This is a genomic window from Fictibacillus marinisediminis (assembly GCF_023149135.1).
Classification (GTDB): domain Bacteria; phylum Bacillota; class Bacilli; order Bacillales; family Fictibacillaceae; genus Fictibacillus_C; species Fictibacillus_C marinisediminis.
In genome coordinates this window covers 1843484-1860850 of record NZ_JAIWJX010000002.1, presented here as the reverse complement: position 1 = coordinate 1860850, position 17367 = coordinate 1843484, and the positions used below count along the sequence as shown (strand labels likewise).

14 protein-coding genes and 1 other annotated feature (1 of these 15 running past the window's edge) are annotated in these 17367 nt (G+C 46.1%); all 14 genes read right to left on the bottom strand.

The window, feature by feature from the left end; translation table 11 throughout:
- Positions 1 to 29 precede the first annotated feature (29 nt).
- The 14 genes from pyrE to ileS all read right to left on the bottom strand — a co-directional run bounded on the left by pyrE (position 30) and on the right by ileS (position 17131).
- Complete coding sequence (pyrE, locus tag LCY76_RS10080; protein WP_248252535.1) at positions 30 to 659, bottom strand: orotate phosphoribosyltransferase; 630 nt, start codon at positions 657 to 659, stop codon at positions 30 to 32.
- Positions 640 to 1365, bottom strand: coding sequence for an orotidine-5'-phosphate decarboxylase (gene pyrF, locus LCY76_RS10075; RefSeq protein WP_248252534.1), 726 nt, complete (start codon positions 1363 to 1365; stop codon positions 640 to 642). Before pyrF ends, pyrE begins: the two co-directional genes overlap by 20 nt.
- On the bottom strand, positions 1338 to 2276 hold the full coding sequence (locus tag LCY76_RS10070; RefSeq protein WP_248252533.1) for a dihydroorotate dehydrogenase: 939 nt from the start codon (positions 2274 to 2276) through the stop codon (positions 1338 to 1340). Before LCY76_RS10070 ends, pyrF begins: the two co-directional genes overlap by 28 nt.
- Positions 2273 to 3046: a dihydroorotate dehydrogenase electron transfer subunit gene (locus tag LCY76_RS10065; protein ID WP_248252532.1), complete on the bottom strand. Its 774-nt coding sequence runs from the start codon at positions 3044 to 3046 to the stop codon at positions 2273 to 2275. Before LCY76_RS10065 ends, LCY76_RS10070 begins: the two co-directional genes overlap by 4 nt.
- Entirely contained in the window at positions 3043 to 6246 is a 3204-nt protein-coding gene (gene carB, locus LCY76_RS10060; protein ID WP_248252531.1) for a carbamoyl-phosphate synthase large subunit, read from the bottom strand. The genes LCY76_RS10065 and carB overlap by 4 nt, the downstream gene beginning before the upstream one ends.
- Positions 6231 to 7334 (bottom strand): carbamoyl phosphate synthase small subunit, encoded by a 1104-nt coding sequence (locus LCY76_RS10055; RefSeq protein ID WP_248252530.1) that lies wholly within the window; start codon positions 7332 to 7334, stop codon positions 6231 to 6233. The genes carB and LCY76_RS10055 overlap by 16 nt, the downstream gene beginning before the upstream one ends.
- Positions 7331 to 8617 (bottom strand): dihydroorotase, encoded by a 1287-nt coding sequence (locus LCY76_RS10050; protein ID WP_248252529.1) that lies wholly within the window; start codon positions 8615 to 8617, stop codon positions 7331 to 7333. Before LCY76_RS10050 ends, LCY76_RS10055 begins: the two co-directional genes overlap by 4 nt.
- The gene (locus LCY76_RS10045; protein WP_248252528.1) at positions 8592 to 9518 is read right to left on the bottom strand and encodes an aspartate carbamoyltransferase catalytic subunit; all 927 of its coding nucleotides are present in this window, start codon (positions 9516 to 9518) and stop codon (positions 8592 to 8594) included. Before LCY76_RS10045 ends, LCY76_RS10050 begins: the two co-directional genes overlap by 26 nt.
- A 141-nt stretch (positions 9519 to 9659) precedes the next feature.
- Positions 9660 to 11012 (bottom strand): solute carrier family 23 protein, encoded by a 1353-nt coding sequence (locus LCY76_RS10040; RefSeq protein ID WP_248252527.1) that lies wholly within the window; start codon positions 11010 to 11012, stop codon positions 9660 to 9662.
- 123 nt (positions 11013 to 11135) lie between these two features.
- The gene (pyrR, locus tag LCY76_RS10035; RefSeq protein ID WP_053354558.1) at positions 11136 to 11681 is read right to left on the bottom strand and encodes a bifunctional pyr operon transcriptional regulator/uracil phosphoribosyltransferase PyrR; all 546 of its coding nucleotides are present in this window, start codon (positions 11679 to 11681) and stop codon (positions 11136 to 11138) included.
- Positions 11682 to 11870: 189 nt separating this feature from the next.
- A complete protein-coding gene (locus LCY76_RS10030; protein ID WP_248252526.1) occupies positions 11871 to 12788 on the bottom strand; it encodes an RluA family pseudouridine synthase in 918 nt (305 codons plus the stop codon).
- Entirely contained in the window at positions 12769 to 13251 is a 483-nt protein-coding gene (lspA, locus tag LCY76_RS10025; protein ID WP_248252525.1) for a signal peptidase II, read from the bottom strand. Before lspA ends, LCY76_RS10030 begins: the two co-directional genes overlap by 20 nt.
- Positions 13252 to 13456: 205 nt before the next feature.
- A complete protein-coding gene (locus tag LCY76_RS10020; RefSeq protein WP_248252524.1) occupies positions 13457 to 14218 on the bottom strand; it encodes a YqcI/YcgG family protein in 762 nt (253 codons plus the stop codon).
- Positions 14219 to 14365: 147 nt separating this feature from the next.
- Positions 14366 to 17131: an isoleucine--tRNA ligase gene (gene ileS / locus LCY76_RS10015; RefSeq protein ID WP_248252523.1), complete on the bottom strand. Its 2766-nt coding sequence runs from the start codon at positions 17129 to 17131 to the stop codon at positions 14366 to 14368.
- A gap of 75 nt (positions 17132 to 17206) precedes the next feature.
- Positions 17207 to 17367 (bottom strand) — a binding site (T-box leader) (it continues 66 nt past the right edge of the window).

The window sequence follows — 17367 nt, the reverse complement described above, 5'->3', positions numbered from 1 at the left end:
CAATCAGAAGCGCTCCTTCCATTCTCCCGCTATGCGTTTTGAAGCCAGTTCTCCGGATTTTCTTTCCAAGAGAGCAAATACGAGAGATCATCTTTAGAAATATAGCCTTCCACAGAGGCCGTTTCTATTAATGTACTAAAATCGGTAAGAGTTTGCACGTTTATGTTGTTGGCTGCCAGATTGTCCGCCCCTTTGGCAAGTTCGTAAGAAAAGACTGCAACAACTCCAAGTACATTGCAACCTGCTTCCCTAAGTGCCTGAACGGCAGTAATGACGCTCCCTCCAGTTGAAATCAGATCTTCTACCACTACCACGTTCATTCCGGATTCCGCTTTTCCTTCGATCTGTTTGCCTTTTCCGTGAGACTTTGCACTGCTCCTCACATAGCTCATTGGAAGGTCAAGACGGTCTGCAAGCAGTGCCGCATGCGGAATCCCGGCTGTTGCTGTTCCCGCGATCATGTTCGTTTCCTGAAAATGCTCTAGAACAAGGTTCTTCAATCCTTCAGCGATCCCATTGCGCACGTTTGGATAGGAGAGTGTCAGGCGGTTGTCGCAATAGATAGGAGATTTCATTCCAGATGACCAAGTATACGGATGTTCCACCGAAAGTGTAACGGCTTCAATGGAAAGCAGGTCTTTAGCGATTTGTTGTTTCATGTAATATCCCCCATTCTTTTTCGATATTAACGTATGTTTGCAATGGATCAAGAGACCCGGTAATGCTTCTTCCCACCACAATGTAATCAGATCCTAGCTCTTTGGCTCCTGCAGGGTCAGCGGTTCTCTTCTGATCGTTCTTATCATCATCTTTAAGCCTGATCCCGGGAGTTACGGTTAGGAATTCTTGTCCGCAAACCTTCTTGATGTATGGCACCTCAAGCGGTGAACAGACCACGCCATCAAGCCCGCTTTCTTTCGCAAGCTTTGCATAATGGCTGACCGCCGACTCCATGGATTCGCCGATCAGCAGTTCATCCTTGAGCATCTGTGACGATGTACTGGTTAACTGGGTCACCGCGATGCAGAGAGGACGCTTTTCTGGACCTGCTACAGCTTCCAGCCCTTCGATGGCTCCTCTCATCATTTCTCGCCCCCCGGCTGCATGAACGTTTACCATATCGACTCCGAGAGCGGCAATTCGTTCCATCGCTTTTCGGACCGTTGTCGGAATATCATGAAGCTTTAAATCAAGAAAGATCCTGAACCTTTTTTCTTTCAGATAAGAGACCAGTTGAGGTCCCTCTCCATAGAACAGCTCCATCCCAACCTTTACCCAGGCCTCTTGCCCTTCAAATGGTTCAATAAACGCTTCTACTTCTTTTTTACCCGGAAAATCTAGCGCGATAATGACGGGACTTCGCATTCCCTCCAGCTCCCTCCGATTAATTCTCTGATATGGCTGACGTTCATTTTCTCAAGCAATTCCGGCAATTGTGAGATAATATCCGGGCAGATGAACGGATCTACAAAGTTCGCCGTTCCGACCGCGACTGCAGAAGCACCGGCCAGCATGAATTCGATCACATCCTCCGCGCAGCTGACGCCTCCCATTCCAATGATCGGGATAGATACCGCCTGGCTCACCTCATGGATCATGCGGATCGCCACTGGCTTGATCGCTGGTCCTGACAACCCTCCAGTTTTATTGGCTAGAATCGGTTTTCGTGTTTTCAAATCGATTCTCATACCTAAAAGTGTGTTAATCATGGAAATACCATCCGCCCCAGCTTCTTCTACCGCTATTGCCATCTCAGCAATATTGGCAACGTTTGGAGACAATTTAACATACACCGGCTTGGACGAGACGGCTTTCACTCTTTTTGTCAGTGCGGCTGCTGTTCTCGCGTCCGTTCCAAACTGAATGCCGCCTTCTTTTACGTTCGGACATGATATATTCAGCTCCAAAACAGAGACTTGAGGATGGCTGGACATCTTTTCTGCGACTTCACAGTAATCTTCTTCTGTTGATCCAGCGATATTGGCAACGATCGGAAGGTCATACGATTTAAGAAAAGGCAGTTCTTTTTCCATGATTTGATCCACACCAGGATTCTGCAATCCTATCGCGTTGAGCATCCCGCTATGGGTTTCGGCCACCCTTGGTGTAGGATTGCCGAACCTCGCTTCAACGGTGGCTGCCTTAATGGCAGCAGCCCCAAGGACTGACAGATCATAAAGTCCTGCATATTCACGGCCGAATCCAAAACATCCTGAAGCAGGCATGATCGGATTCTTCATTTTTAAACCTGGCAGACTTACCTCAAGACGTTTCATAATACCACCTCACCAATCGGGAATACCGGACCATCGCTGCATACTTTCACATAGTCTGAGGGAAGCCCTCCATTCACATGGCAAACACAGGCGAAACAAGCTCCGATTCCGCAGCCCATCCGTTCTTCTAAAGAAAAGAATCCGTTGGCTGCCGGAACCTGCAGTTCCAAAGCTTTTAGCATTACAGTGGGTCCGCACGAGTACAGCAGGTCATAATGTAAATCTTTGTTTTTTATCACATCTGTTACAAATCCTTTAGTCCCTTGAGATCCATCCACCGTTGAAACGTATGCTTCTCCTAGCTCGGCGAATTTCTCACTGTAAAATCCGTCATCTCCAGATTGGAATCCAAGTACAGATATCACATTGATTCCTTGGCTGCACAGTTTTTTTGCCAGATAGTACAAGGGAGGCACACCGATACCCCCGCCGACAAGCAGCGCTGTCTGTCCTTGGGACAGCTCGTCCAGAGGAAAACCGTTTCCTAACGGTCCGAGAAGGTCGATCTTCTCACCCTCCTTTTTTTGGCTGAGCAAAGCGGTACCCGTGCCCTCTTTGCGGTAAAGCATCGTCAGGGTCCGGCTTTCCAGGTCCACATCACAGATCGAGATCGGCCTTCTGAGCAAAGGCTGAAATGTGTCAGTGACTCGTATGTGGACAAACTGGCCGGGAGAAGTCATTTCATTAACTACATTTCCCTGTACTTTCAGTTCAAAAATATGACGAGCAATCTCCTTCTGAGAAACTACTTCTACCAGTTCCTTTTTCATATGAGAACACGATCCTTTTCAAAAGCTGGCATTTGTCTGGCTGTAAAGGTCAAGGACTCAAGGACACCAAGCAAGGCTTCTGCAGTATCAAGACTTGTTAAACACACCACTCCGTTTTCGGACGATTCTCTTCGTATGCGGAATCCATCGCGTGCAGGGACTTTTCCTTTCGTCAGTGTGTTGACGACAAATTGTGCTTCCCCTTGCCGGATCACATCAAGGAGGTTTCTTTCCTTGCTCCCGATCTTGTGAACAACCGTCACAGGGATCTGCTGCTCTTGCAAATAGTTTGCTGTTCCTTCTGTCGCCATGATCGTATAGCCGATTTCGTAGAAACGCTTCATCAGGCGGAGCGCTTCTGGTTTGTCTTTATCTGCTACGGTGAATAGTACAGATCCATAGGTTGGTATTTTCATTCCTGAAGCCACAAGTCCTTTATATAGCGCCTTTTGCAGCGTGGTATCTCTTCCCATCACTTCTCCAGTGGACTTCATCTCCGGACTTAAATACGTGTCCACCCGGCGCAGTTTCGCAAACGAAAACACGGGTACTTTAACGAAAACTTCTTCTTTTTCAGGCGCGTATCCCGTATGGTAACCTAGCTCTCTTAGTGACGTTCCAAGAATGACCTTGGTCGCCAGGTTTGCCATAGGTATTCCCGTGATCTTGCTCAAGAAAGGTACCGTTCGGCTTGATCTGGGATTGACTTCCAATACATAGACCTCTTCGCCATGCAGTACGAACTGGATGTTAAGAAGCCCGATAATTCCAAGGCCCCGTGCCATTGAGATCGTACGTTCGATAATTTTTTCTTTCTGTTCAGGCGTCAATCGCTGAGGAGGATAGACGGCAATGGAGTCGCCGGAGTGAACGCCTGCACGTTCGATGTGCTCCATTATTCCTGGGATGAATACATCATCTCCATCGGATATCGCGTCAACTTCTACTTCTTTGCCCTCCAGGTAACGGTCGATCAAGACAGGATGTTCAGGATTTACTCTCACCGCATTCTCCATGTATTGAAGAAGTTCTTTTTCTTTATAGACGATCTCCATCGCTCTGCCTCCCAGAACGTAGGACGGCCTTACGAGGACCGGATAGCCGATTCTCTCTGCAATAACCTGTGCTTCCTTGACTGAAAACGCTGTTTCTCCATCCGGCTGCGGAATGTTCAGTTCTTTCATCGCCTGTTCAAACCGGTCTCTGTCTTCTGCTCTGTCCATGTTGTCAAGTGAGGTTCCAAGGATAGCTACCCCTCTATCATGCAGAGCATCCGCAAGATTGATGGCCGTCTGCCCGCCAAACTGGACAATGACTCCCTTTGGATTTTCTTGATCGATGACATGCATCACATCTTCAACGGTTAACGGTTCAAAATAAAGCTTATCCGATGTACTGAAGTCTGTGGACACTGTTTCTGGATTGTTATTTATGATGATCGCTTCATAGCCGGCTTCTTTGATCGCCCAGACCGTATGCACGGTCGCATAGTCGAATTCTATGCCCTGACCAATCCGGATCGGTCCGGAACCGAGAACAAGGACGCTTTCTCTTTCTGTTCGTAACGATTCATTTTCTTCACCGTATGTTCCATAGTAATAAGGCGTTTCAGACTCAAACTCTGCCGCACATGTGTCTACCATCTTGTACACAGGCTTGATATCCTTTGTCATTCTAATTTCATATATTTCTTTTTCAGGCATGTTCCAGGCTTTCGCCAGCCATACATCGCTGAAGCCCTTTTCTTTTGCGGCACGCAGCAATCCTAAATCACCAACGTTGTTAAGCACTTTCTGCTCAAGGTCAATGATTCCTTTGATCTTCTCAAGGAAGAAAGCATCGATCTTCGTCAGCTCCCAAACGTCCCTTACCGTCATTCCGATTCTGAAACCTTGCGCAATATGGTATAAACGTTCATCATCTGCGTTGACAAGGACTGGGATTAATTCTTCTCTTGTCTGCTTCGGATTGCTGATTTCAAGATGATAGCATTTCGTTTCAAGCGATCGGACCGCCTTCAGCAATGACTCTTCCAAATTCCTTCCGATCGCCATCACTTCTCCCGTTGCTTTCATCTGGGTACCGAGCTTTCGGTTTGCTCCTTCAAATTTATCAAACGGCCATCTCGGAATCTTTGTTACGATGTAATCTAGTGCCGGTTCAAAACTTGCGTAAGTGGAACCTGTGACCGGGTTTTTGATCTCATCCAGTGTGTAGCCGACAGCAATTTTAGCTGCAATCTTGGCAATGGGATAACCTGTTGCTTTTGAGGCTAGCGCAGACGACCGGCTTACCCTTGGATTTACTTCAATAATGTAATAGTTGCTGCTGTCAGGATCGAGAGCGAGCTGCACATTGCACCCACCCTCTATCTTTAATGCCTGAATAATCTTGAGAGAAGCGTTTCTTAAAAGCTGGTAATCTCTGTCGCTCAGCGTCTGGCTTGGTGCAACTACGATTGAATCCCCGGTATGGATGCCGACAGGATCGATGTTTTCCATATTGCAGACAACGATGGATGTGTCATTGCTGTCACGCATCACTTCATACTCGATTTCTTTGAATCCGGCGATGCTTTTTTCAAGCAAGACCTGGTGTACAGGGCTGGCAAGCAAGCCGCTCGTTACGATTTCTTTCAGTTCCTCTTCATCACTGGCAATTCCCCCGCCTGTCCCACCGAGGGTGAAAGCTGGGCGAATGATCACGGGATAGCCGACTTCTGCTGTAAATGAAGCCGCTTCATCATACGTACGGATAATCTCGCTCTCCGGCACCGGTTCGTTCAGTTCATTCATCAGCCCTCTGAAAAGTTCACGATCTTCTGCCTGTTGAATGCTTGAAAGTGTTGTTCCAAGCAGTTCCACATTGCATTCTTCAAGAATGCCGCTCTCTGACAATTCCACAGCAAGGTTTAAGCCTGTCTGTCCGCCAAGTGTGGCTAAAAGTCCATCTGGGCGTTCCTGGCGGATAATCCGGCTGACAAACGGAACCGTAAGCGGCTCTATGAAAACTTTGTCTGCCATCGAGGTATCGGTCATGATGGTCGCCGGGTTGGAGTTGACAAGGATAACTTCATAGCCTTCTTCTTTTAACGCCTGGCAAGCCTGTGTACCGGCATAATCAAACTCTGCAGCTTGTCCAATGACGATCGGACCTGATCCGATCACGAGTATTTTTTTAATATCTAAGCGTTTAGGCATATTTCTTTCCCCTCTTCCTTGGTAGTTTCCATCATGTTCATGAACTTTTCAAACAGCGGATTGGCATCCATAGGACCTGGTGAGGCTTCTGGATGGTATTGCACTGAGAATGCGGGTTTTACTTTGTGTCCCAATCCTTCAACAGTTCCGTCATTGACAGCGGTATGCGTTAATCTAAGCTCCGTTCCGGCAAGGGTTTCGGGGCTGACTGTATACCCGTGGTTCTGTGCCGTCATTGTTATTTTTCCTGTCTGAAGGTCTTTTACAGGATGGTTTGAGCCGCGATGGCCAAATTTCAGTTTTTCTGTATTTGCTCCCATTGCCAGCGCGAACAGCTGGTGGCCTAAGCAGATCCCAAACAGCGGGATTTCTTCTTCCAGAATGCTGGTGATCATATGAAGGGCTTCCGGCACATCCTTAGGGTCTCCAGGGCCATTGCTTAATAGGATACCGTCTGGATTCAGCAGTAAGATCTCCTCTGCTGTTGTATTGTAGGGAACCACAACCACATCGCAGCTGCGCTGTGACAGTTCTCTTAAGATCCCGCTTTTTGCCCCATAATCCACTACGACGACCCTTCGTCCTGTGTTTGGGAGATGATAAGGTGTTTTCGTAGAAACAGATTGAACATGGTTCGTTTTAAGCGGCGCAGATTTAAGCTCTTCTACGATAGCAGCTGTGTCAGCCTCAGCTGAAGCTATCTTGCCTTTCAGCGTTCCATGTTTCCGGATTAAACGAGTTAACATTCTTGTATCGATTCCCATAAGACCCGGTATATTTTTTGCTTTTAACAGTTCGTCAAGCGTCCCTAGGGACTGATAGTGGCTGGGCAGTGAACACGCTTCATTAACGATCAGTCCGTGAACAGCAGGTGAGATGGATTCAAAGTCCTGGCGGTTAACGCCGTAGTTTCCGATCAGCGGGTATGTTAGTGTCACGATTTGTCCGCAATAGGAAGGATCTGACAAGATCTCCTGATAACCCGTCATCCCTGTATTAAAGACAACTTCGCCTTCCTGATCGATTGCACTTCCAAATCCTTCTCCGTGAAATACGGTACCGTCTTCTAAAACCAGAATCCGTTTCATGCGTTTACACTCTCCTTTTCATACTTAATGCTGCCTTCTACAATCGTAAGTACAGGCCAACCTTTGCAGCTCCAGCCTGCAAACGGTGTATTCTTTCCTTTTGAAACAAAGTTTTCAGGATCTATTTTTTCTTCATGATTTAAGTCGATCACCGTCAGGTCAGCCTCTGCTCCAATCTCCAATGCTCCGTAAGGAAGATCGAACGAATCAGCTGGCTTCCGCGTAAACCCGTCAACCAGTTCCTGCAGGGTCAAAACTCCCTTTTGAACAAGATTGGTGTATAGAAGCGGGAAGGCTGTTTCCAGACCAATGATACCGAAAGGAGCAAGTTCCATTCCCAGGTCTTTCTCGTCTTTGCTATGAGGGGCATGATCAGTCGCCAGAAAATCAATAACCCCCGATTTATAGGCTTCAATCAGCGCTGTTCTGTCTTCATTTCCTCTCAGCGGGGGATTCATCTTATAATTCGTGTCTAATCCTGGTATATCTTCATCACACAATAGCAAGTGATGCGGAGTTACTTCAGCTGTTACTTTGATTCCTGCTGCCTTCGCATCTTTTATCACACGAACAGATTCTTTCGTACTCACATGGCAGACGTGATAGCGGGCTTCTGCTGCCTCCGCCAGAAGGACATCCCTGGCAATCTGAACCGCTTCGCATATGGAAGGGATTCCATTTAGTCCATGCTTTTCCGCAAAATTTCCTTTATGTACCGATCCTTTATGGATCAGTGTGTTTTCTTCACAGTGAGCAACGATAACCGCATCGCTCTGTTTAGCCAGCCTCATCGCCTGAAGCATCATGTCCGCCGACTGGACACCTACTCCATCATCTGTGAAGGCAAACGCACCATTGTTTTTTAACGCTTCAAAATCCGTAAGTTCCTTGCCTGCCTGACGGGTTGTGATCGAAGCATAAGGAAGGACACGTACGGAAGCGGTCTCTTTGATCTTTTCATTAACCCATTGAAGCTGTGCAGCGTTGTCAGGCACCGGTTTAGTGTTCGGCATGGCGGCTACTGTCGTAAATCCTCCTCTTGCAGCTGCTTTTGTTCCTGTTTCAATCGTTTCTTTATGTTCTCCGCCAGGCTCACGCAAATGGACATGGAGATCGATTAGTCCCGGGGTAACCAGGTTCCCAGACACGTCAATCACCTTATGGCCTTTTTCAGGCAGTGACTCGCCCATATCTGCTATTTTTGTATCCTCGATTAAAATGTCCTGTACTTTTAAACCATTTGTCCCAGTCAGTACTTTACCACCCTTTAATAAGATGCCCATTCTTTGTTTCCTCCTTTGAATTGGTTTTCAGCGCCCATTTAAGAACCGCCATTCTGACAAAAACTCCATTGTTCATCTGCTTAAAAATTCTTGAACGCTCACATTCCACAAGTTCATCGGCAATCTCTACTCCCCGGTTTACAGGGGCCGGATGCATGATGATGGCATGTTCTTTCATTCTTTTTTCCCGATTAACGGTCAATCCGTACCTTTCATGATATTGTTCAGCCGTCATGCCGCTCTTGTTCTCATGGCGTTCGTGCTGAATACGCAGCAGCATGAGTACATCTGCTGTTTCAACCGCTTCATCCATCGTAAGATAGCCATTCTCATCTAGTTCACTGTCATACCATTCTCTCGGTCCTGAAAAATAAACTTTTGCGCCAAGACGAGCTAGAATTTCCGCATTGGATTTCGCTACACGGCTATGCCTGATGTCTCCAACGATAACTACCTTCAACCCCTGCAGGACGATGAATTCCTGCTGGATGGTGAGCAAGTCCAGCAATGACTGGGTAGGATGGTTTCCACATCCGTCACCTGCATTGATGATCGGAATTCCTACTCTGCCGGCCAGTTCATCAAAGTACCGGTCTTTACTGTGCCGGATAACTGCGGCAGCCGCACCGATTTCTTCAAGCGTCCTGACCGTATCGTAAAGAGTTTCCCCTTTTTGGGTGCTCGAGAAGGAACAGTCAAGGTTTAATACATCCAGTCCTAACTTCCGTTCGGCTGCTTCAAAGCTCATTCTCGTTCTCGTGCTCGGTTCAAAAAACAGGTTGGCTGTGAACGTCTGGCCTTCCGGCTTCCATAGTTCCCCTTTGGCAAACGCGTGTGCATCATGCAGGATCTGTTCGATCTCTAGAACTGACAGATCTTTCATCGTGAGTAAATTTTTCATACGATCAGCTCCTTTTGAAATTTTCCTAAAAAAACACCCTGACGTTTTCTTGTCAGGGTGCAGCCAGATTTGAAGAAGCGCATACGCTCTTCATACTGGTTCACCCTTCTAAGCCTCTCGGACTCATTTAAAAGGTGTTCATTATGCAGCTGGGTCGTTTTCAGATACTCCGAACATCTTATTCAGTAGTTCAGAATCATCTTCACGTCCTGGAAGGACCAGGTTTAAGAACACACCGATCATAGTGGCCAGCGCCATGCCGGTGATCTGCAGAGTTTCACTAAATTGGAGGACCGCTCCCCCGATCCCTGTAACAAGGATAACGGAAGAGATGATCAGATTTCGTTTGTTTCCAAAATCAATTTGATTATCAATCAGCATCCTGAGCCCCGATGAAGCAATAATCCCAAAGAGGAGTATGGAAACACCCCCCATGACCGGTGTTGGTACGGAGCTGATAAGTGCAGTGACCTTTCCTGAGAACCCGAAGCAGATGGCCGTCACTGCAGCTCCCCCGATAACAAAAACGGAGAACACTCTCGTGATGGCCAAGACTCCTATGTTTTCACCATATGTGGTCACTGGGGGTCCACCTATGAAAGAACCGATCATTACCCCGATGCCGTCACCGAGGATGGAGCGATGCAGACCTGGTTTTTCTAAAAAGTTTCGGCCGACAACCTTGCTCAGTACAAGCTGATGCCCGATATGCTCTGCGATAGTAACTGTAGCCACCGGCATCATGATAAATGCGATCGACCAGGAAAAATGCGGTGTGTAGGATACAAACGGAAACATGAAGTCAGGTGCATCGATGAGACTAGCTTGCTTTACTTTCGACAAATCCACCATCCCTCTCGCAAAGGCAAAGAGATATCCGGCGATGATACCGATCAGGATGGGAATGATTCCAAAGATTCCTTTTAAATACATCGAGCAAACGATCGTGACAGCCAGTGTGAACAAAGCGACTGAAAAGTAGGACAAGCTATACTCATTTGTATGTGGATTGTTCATTGCCATTTTAACTGCTGTATTGGCGAGCCCCAGTCCAATGACGATAATGACAGGACCGACTACAACGGGGGGCATAATTCTCATCAGCCATTTCAACCCGCTTGTTTTAATGATCAAAGCTACTGCTCCGTAAACAAGCCCAGCAAGAAAGCTTCCGACCATCGCGGCTTCAGGTCCGCCCAGCATTTTAACGGAAATGATTGGAGTGATGAACGCAAAGGATGAACCAAGGTAAGCGGGAATCTGGCCTTTTGTCACCAGCAAGTATGCCAATGTTGCCAAACCGCTTGAGACCAGTGCGACCCCTGGATCCAGTTTAACCAGGAATGGTACAAGAACCGTAGCACCGAACATGGCAAATAGGTGCTGCAGGCTTAACGTCAGCCATTGGTGAATTTTCGGTACTTCACGCACATCCAGTATGGCATGGCGTGTTTCCTGTTGATCTGTATTTTCGTTATTTCTGTTTTTATCCATAAAAAATACCTCCTTTGCAAGTGAAGGAGGTTGTGCTGAATACACAGGTCTGCCTATTTGTGCAGCCTGTCTATCCATTCCTCCCTTGCTAGTCTCTCTGGACTCGATTTAAAGGGACGTGCGCTATTTATTGTTTTCGTGGATGGATACTTCATCAGCTCCATCGACCTCTGCTAAGGAGGCAGAAATGATTTCATTATTTGATGTTGGTACATTCTTGCCGACATAATCAGCCCTTATCGGCAGTTCGCGGTGGCCTCTGTCGATGAGGACAGCCAGCTGGATCGAAGCAGGGCGGCCGATGTCCATGACGGCATCCATCGCCGCTCTTACCGTTCTGCCTGTGAACAGAACATCATCCACCAATATTACTTTTTTATTGGCAATATCCACAGGAATATCCGTTCCTTTTAATTCAGGTTCAAGATTCTCGGTCTTAACTTTAAGGTCGTCACGGTAAAGGGTGATATCGATGTCTCCCACCTTGACTGGTTTGCCCTCAATGTTCTGAATTCGTTCTGCAAGGCGCTTCGCCAAATATTCACCTCTTGTTTTAATGCCTACCAGGACCACATTTTCAATTCCTTTGTTCCGTTCAATGATTTCATGAGCAATCCTTGTCAGTGCCCGGCGGATCGCCTGATCGTCCATAATGACTGCCTTTTGCATGACTTGTCACCTTCTTTTTTGTTCGTTAATGTTTATCCTTTAAGCGGCCCATAAAAAAATCCCCTCACCGTATGGGCGAGAGGACATGGTTAGGCCTGGAGCCTAAATCCGTTTTCCTTCTCAGCCTCACGGGACTGTTGTTAAAGGACTATTCATTTGACCCTATTATTACAGAAAGGAAGGACCCTGTCAACCCAATTTCCGTCGAAGATTGTCAAGCAGCTGTTCCATATCTTTTGGAAGAGGTACTTCAAATTCCATATATTCCTTTGTGCGAGGATGTTCAAAACCGAGCAAACCTGCATGGAGGGCCTGTCCATTGATATCAAGCGTTTTTTTGGGCCCATACTTCGGATCTCCTGCAAGAGGAAAACCGATATATTTCAGATGCACACGAATCTGGTGTGTTCTGCCTGTTTCCAGCTGGCATTCAACAAATGTGAAATCATTGAACTTTTCCAGAACATTAAAATGGGTTACCGCGTCTCTGCTGTTTTCATCCGTAACCGTCATCTTTTGGCGGTCACTTTTATCACGCCCGATCGGTGCATCAATGGTTCCCTTGTCATGAGGCATGACGCCATGAACAATGGCTTTGTATTTCCGTGTCGTCGTCTTTGCTTTTAGCTGGCTCACTAAAGATTCATGGGCCATATCATTTTTAGCAACCATCAAAAGACCCGTGGTATCTTTGTCAATACGATGGACGATGCCAGGCCGAAGAACTCCGTTTATACCTGATAAATCCTTGCAATGGGCCATGAGACCATTAACGAGAGTACCTGAATAATTTCCAGGAGCCGGATGAACCACCATTCCTCTTGGCTTATTCACGACTAGAACGTCGGAATCCTCAAAGACAATATCAAGATTCATCTCTTCTGCTTCAACATCCAAGATTGTCGGTTCAGGAATCGTGATGGAGATAATATCCCCTGCACTGCATTTGTAATTGGTCTTGACGGTTTTGCCGTTGACCGTTACCATGCCGTCTTTTACCCAATTTTGGACTTGAGACCGCGACCAGTCTGATTCAATGGAAGTTACCACCTTATCAATTCGCTCAGACTGTTGTTCTTCCTCAATTTTAACCTCGATGTGCTCCATTCATGTTCTCCTTCTTATTCTTGCTTTCCATTAAAGTTTGAATAAATATTAGTATGACACCAATAACCAGTGCGGAATCGGCCACATTGAATATCGGATAGTTATAGTTCGATATCTTGACGTCCAGGAAGTCAACGACCTCTTTCCTGATGATACGGTCTAAAAAGTTCCCGGTTGCTCCCCCGAGCACAAGACCAAGCGCTGTTCGCAGCAACGGCTGATGTTTAGCGTGCTTCTGCATATAATAGATGACCGCAGCGATGACAGCGATCGTAATGATGATAAAAAACCACATCTGATTTTGCAGAATACCGAAGGCAGCTCCTCTGTTCCGATGTGATGTTATGTAAAAAACATTTTCTATGACCGTAATGCTTTGTCCATAATGCATGTTTTTAACGATCCACCATTTTGTCACCTGGTCGAGGCCAAGCACCAAAAGTGCAAGAAGATAATAGTACACTTTGTTTCCTCCGATTCCTAAGTTTATACTTTCAAATTTTAGCACAGGCTGAAGGCCAAGCACAATCCAAAGACTAAATTATTTAGCTTATCATCGCCATAAGCATCAGTATGAGATGCCCCATATGATTAAAAATCAACAATATGCTTTAACAAAGCCTAATAGAAAAAAGCAGGTACTATCCTGCTTTTCCAGCTGCTCAGACTCATGTATCTCTTTTTGCTTCTGAACTTTGCTTCCATAGATGATGAAACGGACAGGACGAGCCTGCCGTCTCATCATCCCTTAAATAATATTGTTTCCATTCTTTATTTTCGGCATCTCCATACTTTTTTAATTCAGGGTGGATTGGAGCGGTATCATAGGTTGACAGCCGATCCCTGATCCATTCAGACATCTTTTCTGCCTTTTTCTGGTCTTCATTGAAACGGGAAAGCACCCACCTCGGTGTAAGAGCGAGCATAAAAAAGGGAAAGTAGCGGCTGTACCTTTTCACATGGGCGGGTGTTCCGCAAAATACGAAATATTGTTCCAATCCATAACAAAACTCCCAGGTTGCATCCTCTGGATCATTTGAAATATGTGCCGGCCAAGGTTTTTTGTCAAGCGATGAAGTTCTTTTCATCAAATCCCAAAAAACTTCTTCGTACGTATTTACCGTTCGATATTCTTCAGAATGAGCCGGATCATTATTGAAGAAAACAACAAGAGCCGAATAATGGCCGGTTTCACGGGAGCACTTTCCATATGAATCCAGCAGTTCTGCAAAGGCTTCAGAAGCTTCCCTGCTTTCTGGACGGGGTGCGAAACCATAACGGATATGGCCGAGCTGATACCCTTGAATGGCGGGAATGCAGGGAAATTTAAGTTCATGATTCGTCATCTTGCTATGAAAAGCATGGAATGCATTCCTTTTCCAATCGTCAAGCAGTACAGATGCACTCTCCTTGTCATATAACCGTTCCATATACAGCCTCCTTGCTTTTACATTATTTCAAAGCAAGTGGTTAGGTGAATGTCCATTCAAAAAGCAGAAAATAGCCTAAAAAAAAGCCGTCCTCCTCAAACCGCAATGATTGCGTCATCAGAAAGACAGCTATTCTTTATTCCCTATTTAGTTTTCATAATTTTGAGTTACGATCTCTGCACACGATGAACAAAGTGTAGGATGTTTTTCATCAGAACCAACTTCTGGTGTTACAACCCAGCAGCGTTCACACGTTTCGCCTTCAGCAGGCTTAACAGAAACCGCCAAGTGATCATACTTTACTGCCCCTTCAGGAGCATCATCTCTAGAACCGCCAATCACTGCCTCTGAAACAATAAACAGTTTATTAAGGTCCTCTACATTTTCAAGCCAGCTCTTCACATTTTCTGCAGGATACAGGGTAATAGACGCTGTAAGCGACTTCCCGATCACTTTAGCATTTCTTGCTTCCTCAAGAGCTTTTAATACTTCATCACGAAGATCCATAAACAGATCCCAATCTTTCATCAATTGGTCTTCGCCAGGATAAGTGACAGAGTCCGGCATGGTTGTTAATTGAACACTTTCCTCTGTAACACCAGGAATGTAGTTCCAAACTTCGTCTGCCGTGTGGGCTAGAATTGGAGCTGTCAATTTTGTGATCGCCATAAGTGCTTCATAAAGTACAGTCTGGATGCTTCTGCGTTTAATATCGTCTTCTGCCTGAATGTAAAGAGTATCCTTGGCAATATCAAGGTAGAACGATGACAGATCGATGGTACAGAAATTATGGATTGCGTTATAGACAGCCAGGAACTGGTACTCATCATACGATTTCTTCACTTTGTCGATCAGTTTATTGAGTTTAACGAGCATGTATTGATCAATCTTGCCAAGTTCTTCAAAAGGAACACCGTTTACTTTAGGATCAAACCCGTTAAGGTTTCCAAGCAAGAAACGCAGTGTATTACGGATTTTTCGGTAAACTTCAGCTACTTGTTTCAAGATATCGTCGGACACTCTGACATCTGCCTGATAGTCCACAGAAGATACCCATAGACGGATAATGTCTGCGCCAAGCTGGTTCATGACTTTGATTGGATCCATTACATTCCCGATGGACTTACTCATTTTTCTTCCTTCACCATCAAGAACAAAACCATGGCTAAGAACCGATTTGTACGGTGCCTTGCCTGTGATCGCTACTGATGTGGAAAGAGATGAGTTAAACCATCCGCGGTACTGGTCAGAACCTTCCAGATAGAGATCAGCCGGACGGCTTAGATCTTCGCGTTCTTCAAGAACACTCCAGTGAGAAGATCCAGAATCAAACCATACGTCCATGATGTCTGTTTCTTTAGAGAACCTGCCGTTCGGGCTGTGTTCAGACGTGAATCCTTCAGGAAGCAGTTCTTTTGCATCTCGTTCGAACCAAATATTCGATCCATGTTCACGGAACAGTTTTACAACATGCGCGATTGTTTCTTCCGTCATGATCGGTTCACCGTTTTCTGCATAGAACACCGGAATAGGAACTCCCCATGCACGCTGTCTTGAAATACACCAGTCTTCACGGTCTTTGATCATGTTAAACAGTCTTGTTTCGCCCCAGTTAGGAATCCAGTCCACTTCTTTGATAGCGTCCAGCATCTCTTTACGCATTCCTTTAATAGAAGCGAACCATTGAGCAGTAGCCCTGAAGATTACCGGTTTTTTCGTTCTCCAGTCATGCGGGTAGGAGTGGGTGATGAAGGATAGCTTTAAGAGTGCGCCAGCCTCCTCCAGCTTCTGTGTGATCGGCTTGTTGGCTTCATCATAAAACATGCCTTCAAATCCATGTGCTTCACTTGTCATTACACCACGGTCATCGACTGGGCAGAGCACTTCTAGTCCGTATTTTTTACCGACAAGGAAGTCATCTTCCCCGTGTCCGGGTGCAGTATGGACACACCCAGTACCTGCGTCAGTCGTGACATGGTCACCGAGCATGACGAGGGATCCACGGTCATAGAGAGGATGCTGTGCAACAACATGTTCAAGATCTTTACCTTTTACGGTTTTAGAAACTGTCACATTCGTCCATTCTAATTCTTTTTCCAGCTGCTCGACTAGCGCCTGTGCCACTAGAAGCTTTCTTCCCTCTGCTTCAACAACGACATAGTCAAGATCAGGATGAACGGAAATACCGAGGTTTGCCGGAATGGTCCATGGTGTCGTCGTCCAGATGGCGATGCTTACGTCTTGATCAAGTACGCCTTTTCCGTCTTTCACCGGAAACGCAACGTAGATAGATGCTGAACGTTTGTCATAATATTCGATCTCTGCTTCTGCCAATGCAGATTCAGATGATGGAGACCAATAAACAGGCTTCAATCCTTTGTAGATGAATCCTCTTTTCACCATTTCGCCAAATACTTCGATCTGACGGGCTTCATACGCTTTGTTCAGGGTGATGTACGGATTCTCCCAATCTCCGCGTACTCCCAGTCGTTTAAACTGATTCCGCTGGCGATCTACTTGTGTCAGAGCATATTCTTCACACCGTTTACGGAATTCTGCAACCGACATCTCTTTTCTTTTTACTTTTCCGCTCTTGGTTAAGGCGGTTTCAATTGGAAGGCCATGTGTATCCCAGCCAGGAACGTATGGTGCATGATAGCCTGTCATGGATTTATAACGGACGATCATATCTTTTAAGATCTTATTCTCAGCATGCCCTACATGGATATCTCCATTGGCATAAGGAGGCCCGTCATGAAGAATGAAGGAAGGTCGCCCTTTCGTATGTTCCTGCACTTTTTTGTAAATATTCAGATCTTCCCATTTGGCTTGAACTTCCGGTTCACGCTGAGGAAGATTGCCCCGCATCGGAAATTCTGTTTTAGGCATTAATAACGTGTCTTTGTAATTCATATTGTTCCTCCTACATCTATAGAAAAAATCATTTCCAACTGCTCACATGCATACAAAAAGGCCTTCTCGTCACTGTGAAGGGACGAGAAGGCCACCCGCGGTACCACCCTAATAGGTTTCAAAATGAAAGAAACCCGCTTTGCAATCGTATCGTGAAAGAACGCCAGGCTTACTTAGTGTAGGTTCAGCCTGGAAACTCCGGGGTGATCTTCTGTACAGTCCATTTACCGGTCTTT

Bases quoted from the DNA above. Each gene is read 5' to 3' on its own strand.
- pyrE (WP_248252535.1), bottom strand. From the start codon at position 659: ATGAAACAACAAATCGCTAAAGACCTGCTTTCCATTGAAGCCGTTACA.
- pyrF (WP_248252534.1), bottom strand. From the start codon at position 1,365: ATGCGAAGTCCCGTCATTATCGCGCTAGATTTTCCGGGTAAAAAAGAA.
- LCY76_RS10070 (WP_248252533.1), bottom strand. From the start codon at position 2,276: ATGAAACGTCTTGAGGTAAGTCTGCCAGGTTTAAAAATGAAGAATCCG.
- LCY76_RS10065 (WP_248252532.1), bottom strand. From the start codon at position 3,046: ATGAAAAAGGAACTGGTAGAAGTAGTTTCTCAGAAGGAGATTGCTCGT.
- carB (WP_248252531.1), bottom strand. From the start codon at position 6,246: ATGCCTAAACGCTTAGATATTAAAAAAATACTCGTGATCGGATCAGGT.
- LCY76_RS10055 (WP_248252530.1), bottom strand. From the start codon at position 7,334: ATGAAACGGATTCTGGTTTTAGAAGACGGTACCGTATTTCACGGAGAA.
- LCY76_RS10050 (WP_248252529.1), bottom strand. From the start codon at position 8,617: ATGGGCATCTTATTAAAGGGTGGTAAAGTACTGACTGGGACAAATGGT.
- LCY76_RS10045 (WP_248252528.1), bottom strand. From the start codon at position 9,518: ATGAAAAATTTACTCACGATGAAAGATCTGTCAGTTCTAGAGATCGAA.
- LCY76_RS10040 (WP_248252527.1), bottom strand. From the start codon at position 11,012: ATGGATAAAAACAGAAATAACGAAAATACAGATCAACAGGAAACACGC.
- pyrR (WP_053354558.1), bottom strand. From the start codon at position 11,681: ATGCAAAAGGCAGTCATTATGGACGATCAGGCGATCCGCCGGGCACTG.
- LCY76_RS10030 (WP_248252526.1), bottom strand. From the start codon at position 12,788: ATGGAGCACATCGAGGTTAAAATTGAGGAAGAACAACAGTCTGAGCGA.
- LCY76_RS10020 (WP_248252524.1), bottom strand. From the start codon at position 14,218: ATGGAACGGTTATATGACAAGGAGAGTGCATCTGTACTGCTTGACGAT.
- ileS (WP_248252523.1), bottom strand. From the start codon at position 17,131: ATGAATTACAAAGACACGTTATTAATGCCTAAAACAGAATTTCCGATG.